Raw genomic sequence first — 12292 nt, 5'->3', positions numbered from 1 at the left:
TCCGCGTGCGGATGCGCCCCAAACATGTCGTGTGCGGCCTCGCGCGGCGCGCCGGCGGCGGGTTGGCTGCCGGCGCGCCGCATGCGAAGCGAGTCGTGTTACATGCGCTCGGGCGCCGACACGCCGATCACGGCGAGGCCGTTTGCGAGCACCTGGCGCGTGGCTGCAAGCAGCGCCACGCGCGCGTCGCGCACGGCGGCATCGTCGACGAGAACGCGTTCGGCATTGTAGAACGAGTGAAACTCAGCCGCGAGTTCGCGCAGATAGAACGCCACGGCGTGCGGCGCGAGCTCCGTGGCGGCATGCGTGAGCATGTCGGGGAACTCGCCGAGCTTCGCGATGAGCGCGAGCGCGCGCTCGCTGTCGAGCGGCGCGAGGTCGACCTTGGGCAGCGCGGCCAGCTTGCCGCCGTGCTTGCCTTGCCAGTCGCCGAGAATCGACGAGATGCGTGCATGCGCGTACTGCACGTAGTACACGGGGTTTTCGTCGTTTTCCTTCAGCGCGAGGTCGATGTCGAACACGAACTCGGTGTCGGCCTTGCGCGAGATGAGGAAGAAGCGCACGGCGTCGCGGCCGCGGCGGATGGTGGCTTCGTCCAGCAGGTCGGGCGCGACTTCGCTGCCCGGGTTCGCGCCGCCCGACCATTCGATCAGGTCGCGCACGGTCACGTAGCTGCCCGCGCGCTTGGAGATCTTCACTTCCTGGCCATCGCGCATCACGGTGACCATCTTGTGCAGCACGTAGTCGGGGTAGCCCTTCGGGATGCCCACGCCGAGCGCCTGCAGGCCCGCGCGCACGCGCGCGATGGTGCCGTGGTGGTCCGAGCCCTGGATGTTGATGACCTTGGTGAAGCCGCGCTCCCACTTGGTCACGTGGTAGGCGACGTCGGGCAGGAAGTACGTGTAGGTGCCGTCGGACTTGCGCATCACGCGGTCCTTGTCGTCGCCGTAGTCGGTGGTCTTGAGCCACAGCGCGCCGTCCTGCTCGTAAGTCTGGCCCGAGGCGACGAGCGCCTCGACGGTCTTCTCGACGCGGCCTTCCGTGTACAGCGACGATTCGAGGTAATAGCGGTCGAACTTTACGCCGAACGCCTGCAGATCCAGATCCTGCTCGTGGCGCAGATACGCAACGGCGAAGCGGCGGATCGCGTCGAGGTCCTCGGGGTCGCGCGCGCCCTTCACGGGCTCGCCGTCCTTGGCGGCGACGGTTTCGCCCGCCAGGTAGTCGCGCGCGATGTCAGCGATGTATTCGCCGTTGTACGCCGCTTCGGGCCAGCCCGCGTCGCCGGGCTTGAGGCCCCGCGCGCGCGCCTGGGTGGAGATGGCGAGGTTGGCGATCTGCACGCCTGCGTCGTTGTAGTAGAACTCGCGATGCACGTCGTAGCCCTGCGAGGCGAGCACGTTCGAGATGGCGTCGCCGAGCGCGGCCTGGCGGCCGTGGCCGACGTGCAGCGGGCCCGTGGGGTTGGCCGAGACGAACTCGACCAGCACGTGCCGGCCGGCTTCGCGCTTCGACTGGCCGAACGCGGCGCCTTCGGCGAACACGGCGTTCAGCACGGCGCGCTTGGCATCGGGGGTGAGGCGCAGGTTGATGAAGCCGGGGCCGGCCACTTCGGCCTCGGCGATCAGGCCGGCTGCGGCGGGCAGCGTCTTGACGGCGTCGACGATCTGCTGGGCGAGCGCGCGCGGATTGGTGCGCAGCGGCTTGGCGAGCTGCATCGCCACGTTGCAGGCGATGTCGCCGTGCGCGGCGACCTTCGGGCGCTCGAGCGCGATGGCGGGAACGATGAATGCGGCTTCGGCGGCGCCTTCGGAGGCCTGGGCCACCTTGGCGACGGCGTCGGCGAGCAAGGTCTCCAGGGTCAGTTTCTGTGCGGGCAGCATGCTTGTTGCAGGTCCTGTGCGGGTAGTGGGGGGCGGGGCTGGCAGACGCGGCGGCGGGCCAGCGGCGAGGCTCCGGCATCGCGCCTCGCGCCGCTTTGGGCAGATCTTGCGCGTGGTCGCGCCCTGCGGGTAATTCCGTCCAGACGGATTTTAGCAGGTGCTAATATGTGAAAAGAGATGTGGAACGAGAAGCCCGAAGCGGGCCCCGAAAAACACAAAGGAGAGAGCAGATATGCTGGTTACGTTCAAATGCCACGCAGCGCCCGACGTGACGATGCTGGAAAACCTCGCTCAGTACCTCCTCGGTATCATCGGCAAGCGGCTCGGCCCGCGCGGCGTGATCACGCACGACGAGCTCGACACCGCCATCAGCAAGCTCGAAGCCGCCATCGCCACCGACAAGAAGGAACGTGCCGAGCACGAGGGGCATTTCCACGAAGGCGAGGACGGTCACGAGCCTCACGAATTGCCCCCGGGCCTCGCGCAACGCGCGTTTCCGTTCCTCGACATGCTGCGTGCGGCGAAACAGGAAGACAACGACGTCCTTTGGGGTCTTTGACCCGCGCACCCGAACCGGCATCCCGAAAGCAAAGAGCCCGCACAGCGAACTGTGCGGGCTCTTTGCTTTGGTACTCGCGACTCCAGTACGCGTGGCTTACTGGCTGGCGGCTGCCGGCGCTGCTGCCGAGGCGGCACCCTTTTGAGCCTTCTGCTTCTTCGGCTTCTTCACGTGCTTCTGGGTGGGGGCCGAATACGACGAGGCGTCGCTTGCCTCCTGGTGCACGGCGGCCGGCTGCTGGGCGAACGACGGCTGCGAGAGTGCCGCGACGCCGAAGGCGGTCAACATCAACATCAGCTTCTTCATATGATTTCTCCGGACGACTTTTAAGGACTTGCTGATGAACGAGCCGGAGCGGCGCCAGAGGATGCGTGCCGCGTTGGGCTTGGGGTGCTGCGCGGACATCTTACAAAACCGAAAAAAAACCGAGAATTTGCGTGCGCGAAATACTCGGCCTTTCGATTTCCATATGTCAGCGTAGCGGCGCCGGTGTTTTAGAGCAGCGGCGCGAGCGCGCGCCGCGCGTCCTCGGGGGAGAGCGCCATGCGGCGCGCAAAATCGGCGAGCTGATCCTGGCCGATCTTGCCCACCGAGAAGTACGTGCTGTCCGGATGCGCGAGATAGAAGCCCGAAACGCTCGCCGCCGGCAGCATCGCGAGCGATTCCGTCACCGTCATGCCAACTTCCTCCGCCTGCAGGAACTCGAACATGTCGCGCTTCACGAGGTGGTCCGGGCACGCCGGGTAGCCCGGCGCCGGGCGAATGCCCGCGTACTTCTCCGCGATCAGCGCGTCGTTGTCGAGCGTCTCGTTGGCAGCATAGCCCCACAGGTCGCGGCGCACGCGCGCGTGCATCGCCTCGGCGAACGCTTCGGCGAAGCGGTCCGCGAGCGCCTTGAGCATGATCGAGCTGTAGTCGTCGAGATCCTTCTGGAATTGCGCTTCCTTCTCGCTCACGCCGATGCCCGCCGTAACCGCGAACATGCCGATATAGTCGGCCACGCCCGAATCCTTCGGCGCGATGAAGTCGGCGAGCGAGCGGTTCGGGCGCATCACGCCATCGACCACCGGACGCACCGACTGCTGGCGCAGATTGCGCCACGTGAGCGCGACCTGGGTGCGCGACTCGTCGGTGTAAATCTCGATGTCGTCGTCGTTCACGGTGTTCGCCGGCAGCAGCGCGATCACGCCGTTGGCCGTGAGCCAGCGGCCCTGGATCAGGCGCGAGAGCATCGACTTGGCGTCGGAGAAGACCTTGCGCGCCGACTCGCCCACGATCTCGTCGTTGAGAATCTGCGGATACGGGCCCGCGAGATCCCAGGTCTGGAAGAACGGGCCCCAGTCGATGTAGTTGGCGAGTTCGTTGAGGTCGAAGTTCTTGAACACGCGGCGGCCGAGGAACTTCGGCTTCACGGGCTGGAAGCTCGCCCAGTCGATCTTCGTCTTGTTCGCGCGCGCCTCTTCGAGCGTGACCATGGGCAGCGCCTTCTTGTTGGCGTGCTGGTCGCGGATGCGGTCGTAGTCGGTCTTGAGCTCGTCGATGTACTTCGTTGCGCCTTCATCCGAGAGCAGGCTCGATGCCACCGAGACCGAGCGCGACGCGTCCGGCACGTACACCACCGGGCCTTCGTAGTTCGGCGCGATCTTCACGGCAGTGTGCACGCGCGAGGTGGTCGCACCGCCGATCAGGAGCGGAATCTTCTTCACGCGGAAATAGTCGTCGCGCTGCATTTCGGAGGCCACGTAGGCCATCTCTTCGAGCGACGGCGTGATGAGGCCGGAAAGGCCGATGATGTCCGCGCCTTCGACCTTCGCCTTCGCGAGGATCTCGTTGCACGGGACCATCACGCCCATGTTGACCACTTCGAAGTTATTGCACTGGAGCACGACCGAAACGATGTTCTTGCCGATGTCGTGCACGTCGCCCTTCACGGTGGCGATCACGATCTTGCCCTTCGCGCGCACGTCGCCGCCCGCTTCCGCGAGCTTGCGCTTTTCTTCCTCGATGAACGGAATCAGGTGCGCCACGGCCTGCTTCATCACGCGCGCCGACTTCACCACCTGCGGCAGGAACATCTTGCCCTGGCCGAACAGGTCGCCGACGATGTTCATGCCGTCCATGAGCGGGCCTTCGATCACGTTGATCGGCCGTCCGCCGCCACCCATGATCTTCACGCGCGCTTCTTCGGTGTCCTCGACGATGAAGTTCGTGATGCCGTGCACGAGCGCATGCGCGAGACGCTTCTCGACCTCCTGGTTGCGCCACTCGAGGTTCTCTTCCTTCTTCGCGGCGCCGGTCTTGAACTTGTCGGCGATTTCGAGCAGGCGGTCGGTGGCGTCGGCGCGGCGGTTGAGCACCACGTCTTCCACTCGATCGCGCAACTCGGCGTCGAGATCGGCGTACACGCCCAACTGGCCCGCGTTCACGATGCCCATGTCCATGCCCGCCTGAATGGCGTAGTAGAGGAACACCGTGTGGATGGCTTCGCGCACCGGGTCGTTGCCGCGGAACGAGAACGACACGTTCGATACGCCGCCGCTCACCTTCGCGTGCGGGAGGTTCTGCTTGATCCAGCGCGTGGCTTCGATAAAGTCGACCGCGTAGTTGTTGTGCTCCTCGATGCCCGTGGCCACCGCGAAGATGTTCGGGTCGAAGATGATGTCCTCGGGCGCGAAACCCGCTTCGTTCACGAGGATTTCATAGGAGCGCTTGCAGATCTCGGTCTTGCGCTGGAAGGTGTCGGCCTGGCCCTGCTCGTCGAAGGCCATCACGACGGCCGCCGCGCCGTAGCGGCGGATCAGCTTCGCGTGATGGAGGAACGGCTCCTTGCCTTCCTTCAGCGAGATCGAGTTGACGATCGCCTTGCCCTGCACGCACTGCAGGCCTGCTTCGATCACGTCCCACTTCGACGAGTCGATCATGATCGGCACGCGCGCGATGTCGGGCTCGGAGGCGATCAGGTTCATGAAGCGCACCATCGCGGCCTTCGAGTCGAGCATGGCTTCGTCCATGTTGACGTCGATGATCTGCGCGCCGTTCTCGACCTGCTGGCGCGCGACGGCGAGCGCCTCGTCGAACTGGCCGTTGAGGATCATGCGCGCGAAGGCCTTCGAGCCGGTCACGTTGGTGCGCTCGCCCACGTTGATGAACAGCGAGCCTTCGTTCACGTTGAAGGGTTCGAGGCCGGAGAGTCGCAGGGTATGGTCAGTCATGGCGTGGGACCGGGTCGTCAGAGTGTCGTGGTGAATCGGCGCGTGGGCGCTTCGTTATGCGGCGTCGCGATATTGACCGGGCCAGCGGCGCGGCTTGATTTCGGCGAGTGCCTTCGCGATCGCGGCGATGTGCTCGGGCGTCGTGCCGCAGCAGCCGCCCGCGACGTTCACAAGGCCGGCCGAGGCGAATTCCTTCAGGAGCGCCGAGGTATCCGCCGGCGTCTCGTCGAAGCCGGTGTCGCTCATCGGGTTGGGCAGGCCCGCATTCGGATAGCACGACACGTAGGTGTCGCACAGCTTCGCGAGCTCGGCGACGTACGGGCGCATGAGCGCGGCGCCGAGTGCGCAGTTCAAACCGAACGTGAGCGGCTTCGCGTGACGCAGCGAATTCCAGAACGCCTCGACGGTCTGGCCCGAGAGAATGCGGCCCGACGCGTCGGTGACGGTGCCCGAGATCATGATGGGCAGATTCTCTCCGGTGTCTTCGAACAGCTGGTCGAGCGCGAACAGCGCGGCCTTGGCGTTGAGCGTGTCGAAGATCGTCTCGACGAGGAACAGGTCGCAGCCGCCGTCCATCAGCGCCTTGGCCTGCTCGTAATACGCGCGGCGCAGCTCTTCGAACGTGACGTTGCGCGCGCCCGGATCGTTCACGTCGGGCGAGATGCTCGCGGTTTTCGGCGTCGGTCCGATGGCGCCCGCAACGAAGCGCGGCTTGTCGGGCGTCGAGTACTTTTCGCACGCTGCGCGCGCGAGCTTCGCCGATTCGAGATTCATCTCGACGGCAAGCTCGCCCATGCCGTAGTCGTCCTGCGCCACGGTGGTCGCGCCGAAGGTGTTGGTCTCGATGATGTCGGCGCCTGCCGCGAGATACTGCTCGTGAATCTCGCTGATGACCTGCGGTTGCGTGATCGAGAGCAGCTCGTTGTTGCCCTTGATGTCGCGCGGATAGTCCTTGAAGCGTTCGCCGCGGTAGGCGGCTTCGTCGAGCTTGTAGCGCTGGATCATCGTGCCCATCGCGCCGTCGAGGATCAGGATGCGCGAAGCGAGCAGCGCGGGCAGCGCGGCGCCGCGTGTGTACGGGGTAGCGCCCGGGGCGGTCCCGGCGGGGCGCGAGGCGTGTTCGGCAGGCTGGTTCATGGATGGCGGGCGGGCAAAAGCGCCGGTTGGACTGGGAAACCTGTCATTGTAACGGTAGCGGGGGAGCCCCGCTGGCGCGCCACCTGGCCGCCCCCGGAAAATGAAAACCCCGCGCGGCTTGCGGCCGGGCGGGGTTCCCTGAGCGGGGTGTTGCCGGTATTGCGGTGAGGGCGCTATGTATTGCCAGGATGTTGCTCGAGCGTGGGCGCCGTGTGTTTAACTGTGGGTTCAACCGCGGACGTGAGCACTGGAACCGCGACGCGAAGCGGGCCGCGTCAGTGAAGCACGACCGGTTGCTGCATGAGGCTGTCGAACTGTCCGAGGAATTCATCTACCTCGTCGAGCGACTGCTCCTCGTCCATCAGCTTCTGCACGTCTTCGCGAAACCGCGCGGCCATTGCGCCGTCGATGAAAATTTCACGCCGCGCATTTTTGTCGACGATCTCATAGCCTCCCGAGCGCATGGCGATATGGCCATCCTGCGGGGGAAACTCGACGACGCAATAGTTGGGACTGTTGTAGATCATTTGCATGGCGACACTCCTTTTTCCTGTGCTCCCTCACTGCTTGTATCGATACATGGAGCGTTCGTTCGGGAATTCAAGGGGTGGGTCCCACATCACCTCTCTATCCGATTGCCTTCCCTATTTCCGCCTTTTTCTCCTTTCCCAGGGTGCAACAAACCGGGCGCATCATTTAGACATGCTGCCCAAGAAACGTTTCGAGCAGGGCTGCGAAACTGTGACATTCCTCTACAGGGGCCAGATGTGCTGCATCGAGCATTTCGAAGCGCGCACCGGGTATGGCTTGCGCCAGTGCTTCAGTGAATGCGGGCGGCGTGCCGGTGTCGTGGCGTCCCGCCACCGCAAGCGTTGGCACGCACAACTGCGCAAGCCGTTCGTGAACATCGAAATCGCGCAGCGCCTCGCACGCGCGCGCATAACCTTCGGCAGGTGTGCGTAATAAAACGTCACATATTTGTGCGGCAGTATCGCGATGCGTGAGACGGAAGCCGGCGGTCAGCCAGCGCGCCATCGTCGTGTCGGCGAGCGCGGCCAGACCTTCGCGGCGAACCAGCGCGGCACGCTCGTCCCATGCCGGGCGCGCCTCGGGTTCAGTGCGGCTCGCGGTATCGCAGAGCGTGAGCGAATGCGCACGCGAGTTCGCGCCCGCCTGCGCGTCGGATGCTGTGTCGGGTGTCGTATGGTCGAGCGCGAACTGTTGCGCGATCATGCCGCCCATCGACATGCCGACGAGATGCGTCTTCTCGATGCCTTGTGCGTCGAGCAGCGCCGCGAGGTCGTCAGCGAGTTCGCGAAAGCCGAAAGCCTCGCGCGAGACCGCGCTCGCGCCGTGGCCGCGCACGTCGTAGCGCAGCACGCTATAGCGATGCCGGAAATGGCCCGCGAGGGTGTCCCATACGGTGAGGTCGCCGCCGAGCTGGTGAATGAACGTCAACGCGGGGCCACCGCTGCGGTCTTCGAAGACGTAGCGCGTATCGATGCCGTTGACAGTCGCTTGCATGCGTTCCTCCTTGACCATGGGGTCGGGAGTCCAGCCGATTGCGAGTCCCTGCGCGAACGTCGTTTCCGTGTCGCGAACGCTGCGTACGAAAGGTGTGCGCGGGCGGGGCGGCGTTCATGGCGCTAACCGTGTTGCATCGTCATGTGCTGCTGTCCGGCTGCGCGCGCTGTCTCGTTGTGTCTCGCGGCGGGCGCATCAGCGGATGGGTTCGAAGCTTTTCCTCAGTGGATTCGTCTAGTCGTTCTTTGTCGCTCGCGGCATGCAGCCACGAACGCTTCGATGATTTTCAGTATGCGCCATTTCGCGCAAACGTGTAGGCAGATGGGCCGGCATCGTCGCATATGGGCGACTTTATTGTGTGCTTGTGTGTGGCAGGGCGCTCAGGGGTGCATGGGCGCGTCGGCGGCGGGCAGCGGCGTCGTGTCCCGCGTGGCCGGTGGCGCGGCGGGAGTTGGCGTCGATGGCGCTGCCGGCTGCATGGCTTGTGCCTCCGGCGACGGCGGCACGAGCGCAGGCGCTGCCGACGGCGGCGCGGCGCCCGGCGTGCCGCCGTTCGTGGTGGGCGGCGCCGCTTCATCCGTCACAGCCGGAGCGGTCGCGGCGCTGGCTGGCATGTCCGGCTTCGCATCGCCCGGGGTGGTGTTCGTTGCGCCGCCGGCCGTGCCGTTTATCGTGCTGTTTATCGTTCCATTCGCGGGCGGCACGTTGAGCGCGCCGCGCCACAGCAGTTCGATCTGCGTGCCGTTCGGTTCGGTCTGCACGAGCCGTACCGGCAGCCAGCCGAGCGCGGGTGCGAGCCACACGTCGATGCGGCGCTTGTCGCCCTCGTGGCGCGGCAGCCGCATGAAGTGGCGCGCCGTGACGAAGCCGTGATCCGTGCTCACCGTTTCGTCGCCGATGGTGGCGATGGGCCAGGTTTCGCCGCTGTCGTTGTCGGCCACGTAGAACTCGCGCGTGACGCCGGGCTTGTAGGCGTCGGGGTCGCCGCGCACGAGGCTCGCGAGCTGCATCACCATGCTGAAGCGGTCCTGCGCGCCGTCGGGCAGCGCGAGCGAATTCGGCGTGCGCGTAAAAACGATCTGCTTCTCCTCGCGATTGAAGATCGTGAAGTTTTCGGGGCGGCTGCCGCGCTTTTCGATGTACTGCTCGGGCGCGAGGCCGAACGCATCCACATGGCCGCGGCTCGTCCAGCTGAACGTGCCGACGAAGGGCAGGGGCACCGCCACCACCATCTCGTAGCGCTTGCCGTCGCTTTTCCAGTGGATCGTGCCGGGCTGATTGCGTGCGCCGTTAAAGAACGTGTCGTATTGAAGCTCGCCCGAAGGCGGCACCGAGAATTTCACGCCATGCGAGGCCTGATCTGCCTGGGCGGCGGGGGTGCTGCCGTTGCCGTTCGCGGCCGCCGTGCCGCTTGCGCCGCTTGTGCCATTCGCGGCGCTTTCCGCTGCGCTCTGCGTGGCAGGACTCGATGCGGCTTGCGGCGCTTCGGGCGCGGCGGTCGTCTTGGGATGCGGCGCGGGCGGCGTGATGGCATGCAGCGTGTGCGGCGGGCTCGCCGCGCGCTTCGGATGCGCGGGCGCCGCGGGCTTCGGTTGTGCCGCAGCAGGCGCGGCGGGCCGCGCCTGCTGCTCGATACGCTCGGTTTTGAGCAGCGTCACCTGCACGGGCACGCGCGCCGGCGCGAGCGGTGGCGGCGCGCCGTGATGACGCTCGAACCATTGCGCCGCGACCCAGTGCAGCACGCTCACCGCGACGAACACGGCCGCCCAGCGCCATGCGCGCGAGCGGCGCGGCGGCGCGGGGCGATCGACCTGGCGGTTTGCGGTGGACGTGGACATCGGGCTCAAATAGGACTGAAGGCGCACCAGCGTGTAGAGAGGGCGACGACTGCGAGCCCGTTACTGTGACACGGCACGCGTGTTGGCTGCAGAAAGCCTCGACCGCTTCGGCCCCTCAGCGTTCAACAGGGCTGTACCCCAATTCGTACGAGAGCTTCCGCGCGCACGCGCGCAACGCGGTATCGACGACGCCATTCCAGGCGATGTCGAACGCGCCTTCGTGGCCGAGCGCGATGAGCCCGAGCGCGAGGTCGCCCGTGGCGTCGAAGACAGGCGTGCAGAACGCATGGATGGTCGGCAGCAGCATGCCTTCGACGCGCGCGGCGCCGTGTTCGCGCACTTCGGCCAGCGCGCGCTCCAGTTCTTCATGAGAGCGCGGCGTCGAGCCCGACACGTAATGCTGCGCGCTGCCGAGTTCGCGTTCGATCATCGGCCCGGTTTTGCTGCGCGGCAGGTAGGCGGCAAACAGCAGCCCCGTGGCGGAGCTGAGCATGGGCATGACATCGCCGAGCTTGAGCGAGGCCTTGGCCGGATGGTTCGATTCCATCCAGTGCACGACCGTCGGCCCCTGATTGCCCCATACCGCAATGCCCACGGTGATGTCGAGCGCGTCGCGCAGTTCGGCGAGCGCAATGCGCGCGAGCTTCACGCCGTCCACGCGTGCAAGGCGTGCGAGCCCGAGTTGCAGCGCGAAGCCGCCCAGTTCGTAGCGGCCCGAGAGCGGATCCTGCGCGACCACGCCGAGCCGCATGAAGCTCACGAGATAACGATGCGCCTTCGCCGGGCTCATGCCCGCGCGCTGCGCGAGGTCGCGCAGCATCATCGCGCGCGGCTCGTTGGTCAGCACCTCGAGGAGGCGAAAGCCCACTTCGATCGACTGAATCCCCGAGCGCAGTTTCTCTTCGCCGGTGTCGGCGCCGTCTTGTGCGTCGGTTGCATCGTCGAGGTCGATGGCGTCGTCGGCGGGCGTGGCGGGCGCGGCCGGTGCGCCGGCGGAACGTGCGGATCGGGAAGACGGCGGCATGAAGTCGTTCGGGTCGTGGTGTTCGAAATCCAGTGCGCGGTCCCGCTTGGGCCGCATCGATTCACCATCGTAGAATACATTTCCTCTATCGTCATCCACGCCCCATTCCATGAAACTCGCCACGCTGAAGGACGGCACCCGCGACGGTCAGCTGATCGTCGTTTCCCGCGACTTGCGCAGCGCCGCCATTGCCGACGCGATCGCGCCCACGCTGCAGCGTGTGCTCGACGATTGGCGCTTCTACGCGCCGCAACTGCTCGATCTCTACGACACGCTCAACCACGGCCGCGCGCGCAACGCCTTCAGCTTCGACGCCCGCCAGTGCATGGCGCCGCTGCCGCGCGCCTACCAGTGGGCGGACGGCTCGTCCTATGTGAACCACGTCGAGCTCGTGCGCCGCGCGCGCGGCGCGCAGATGCCACCCGAGTTCTGGACCGATCCGCTCATGTACCAGGGCGGCAGTGACGATTTCATCGGCCCGACCGACGACATCGTGTGCGCATCGGAAGCGTGGGGCATCGACTTCGAGGCTGAAGTCGCCGTCATCACCGGCGACGTGCCGATGGGCGCGAGCCCCGAGGAAGCGCTCAGGGCGGTGCGGCTCGTCGGGCTCGTGAACGATGTCTCGCTGCGCAACCTGATTCCCGCCGAACTCGCGAAGGGCTTCGGCTTTTTCCAGAGCAAGCCGGCCTCGTCGTTCGCGCCCGTGGTCGTGACGCCCGACGAACTCGGCGAGCACTGGCGCGAGGGTCGCGTGCATCTGCCGATGCTGGTGTACTGGAACGGCAAGAAGGTCGGCCAGCCCGACGCGGGCACCGACATGGTGTTCCACTTCGGCCAGTTGATCGCGCACGCGGCAAAGACGCGCAATCTGCGCGCCGGGGCGATCGTCGGGTCGGGCACGGTCTCGAACAAGGATGCGAAGCGCGGCTACTGCTGCATTGCCGAGAAGCGCTGTCTCGAGACGATCGAGCATGGCGAGGTGCGCACCGAATTCATGAAGTTCGGCGACACCGTGAAGATCGAAATGCTCGACGAAGCGGGCCACTCGATTTTCGGTGCGATCGATCAGGCGGTGGCGCCGGGGGCTGAGTCCGCCTGAGTTGTCCGGGAGG

The 12292-nt window shown here is 65.9% G+C and carries 10 protein-coding genes; 2 read left to right on the top strand and 8 right to left on the bottom strand.

From position 1 onward, the window contains the following. Positions 1-98 precede the first annotated feature (98 nt). Positions 99-1883: an arginine--tRNA ligase gene (argS, locus tag PWP93_RS11700; RefSeq protein ID WP_421044582.1), complete on the bottom strand. Its 1785-nt coding sequence runs from the start codon at positions 1881-1883 to the stop codon at positions 99-101. A gap of 232 nt (positions 1884-2115) precedes the next feature. Here argS and PWP93_RS11695 point away from each other — a divergent pair, with 232 nt between their 5' ends. Continuing rightward, complete coding sequence (locus PWP93_RS11695) at positions 2116-2442, top strand: DUF1840 domain-containing protein (RefSeq protein WP_213297874.1); 327 nt, start codon at positions 2116-2118, stop codon at positions 2440-2442. 96 nt (positions 2443-2538) lie between these two features. Here the strand turns inward: PWP93_RS11695 and PWP93_RS11690 are convergent, their stop codons facing one another. From PWP93_RS11690 to PWP93_RS11660, 7 genes are all read right to left on the bottom strand, one after another. Further along, entirely contained in the window at positions 2539-2748 is a 210-nt protein-coding gene (locus PWP93_RS11690) for an acid-shock protein (RefSeq protein WP_421022837.1), read from the bottom strand. 188 nt (positions 2749-2936) lie between these two features. Next, complete coding sequence (gene metH / locus PWP93_RS11685; RefSeq protein WP_421045074.1) at positions 2937-5675, bottom strand: methionine synthase; 2739 nt, start codon at positions 5673-5675, stop codon at positions 2937-2939. Positions 5676-5708: 33 nt separating this feature from the next. Continuing rightward, the gene (locus PWP93_RS11680) at positions 5709-6791 is read right to left on the bottom strand and encodes a homocysteine S-methyltransferase family protein (RefSeq protein ID WP_421022838.1); all 1083 of its coding nucleotides are present in this window, start codon (positions 6789-6791) and stop codon (positions 5709-5711) included. Between the two features lie 275 nt (positions 6792-7066). Continuing rightward, a complete protein-coding gene (locus PWP93_RS11675; RefSeq protein ID WP_213297865.1) occupies positions 7067-7324 on the bottom strand; it encodes a DUF3567 domain-containing protein in 258 nt (85 codons plus the stop codon). 163 nt (positions 7325-7487) lie between these two features. After that, a complete protein-coding gene (locus PWP93_RS11670; protein ID WP_421044581.1) occupies positions 7488-8315 on the bottom strand; it encodes an alpha/beta fold hydrolase in 828 nt (275 codons plus the stop codon). 380 nt (positions 8316-8695) lie between these two features. After that, positions 8696-10153: a DUF3108 domain-containing protein gene (locus PWP93_RS11665; RefSeq protein ID WP_421044580.1), complete on the bottom strand. Its 1458-nt coding sequence runs from the start codon at positions 10151-10153 to the stop codon at positions 8696-8698. A gap of 115 nt (positions 10154-10268) precedes the next feature. Next, positions 10269-11177 (bottom strand): IclR family transcriptional regulator, encoded by a 909-nt coding sequence (locus tag PWP93_RS11660; RefSeq protein WP_421045073.1) that lies wholly within the window; start codon positions 11175-11177, stop codon positions 10269-10271. A gap of 109 nt (positions 11178-11286) precedes the next feature. Here PWP93_RS11660 and PWP93_RS11655 point away from each other — a divergent pair, with 109 nt between their 5' ends. Next, positions 11287-12279, top strand: coding sequence for a fumarylacetoacetate hydrolase family protein (locus PWP93_RS11655; RefSeq protein WP_421044579.1), 993 nt, complete (start codon positions 11287-11289; stop codon positions 12277-12279). Positions 12280-12292: the final 13 nt, after the last annotated feature.

Origin of the sequence: Paraburkholderia sp. A1RI-2L, from assembly GCF_048957375.1 — a bacterium.
In the GTDB taxonomy this organism is placed as follows: domain Bacteria; phylum Pseudomonadota; class Gammaproteobacteria; order Burkholderiales; family Burkholderiaceae; genus Paraburkholderia.
Note: the sequence above shows the minus strand (reverse complement) of the source record. Positions and strands in the feature narration are given on the sequence as shown.

Coding starts and splice junctions, on each gene's coding strand:
- argS (WP_421044582.1), bottom strand. CDS start 1,883: ATGCTGCCCGCACAGAAACTGACCCTGGAGACCTTGCTCGCCGACGCC.
- PWP93_RS11695 (WP_213297874.1), top strand. CDS start 2,116: ATGCTGGTTACGTTCAAATGCCACGCAGCGCCCGACGTGACGATGCTG.
- PWP93_RS11690 (WP_421022837.1), bottom strand. CDS start 2,748: ATGAAGAAGCTGATGTTGATGTTGACCGCCTTCGGCGTCGCGGCACTC.
- PWP93_RS11680 (WP_421022838.1), bottom strand. CDS start 6,791: ATGAACCAGCCTGCCGAACACGCCTCGCGCCCCGCCGGGACCGCCCCG.
- PWP93_RS11675 (WP_213297865.1), bottom strand. CDS start 7,324: ATGCAAATGATCTACAACAGTCCCAACTATTGCGTCGTCGAGTTTCCC.
- PWP93_RS11670 (WP_421044581.1), bottom strand. CDS start 8,315: ATGCAAGCGACTGTCAACGGCATCGATACGCGCTACGTCTTCGAAGAC.
- PWP93_RS11665 (WP_421044580.1), bottom strand. CDS start 10,153: ATGTCCACGTCCACCGCAAACCGCCAGGTCGATCGCCCCGCGCCGCCG.
- PWP93_RS11660 (WP_421045073.1), bottom strand. CDS start 11,177: ATGCCGCCGTCTTCCCGATCCGCACGTTCCGCCGGCGCACCGGCCGCG.
- PWP93_RS11655 (WP_421044579.1), top strand. CDS start 11,287: ATGAAACTCGCCACGCTGAAGGACGGCACCCGCGACGGTCAGCTGATC.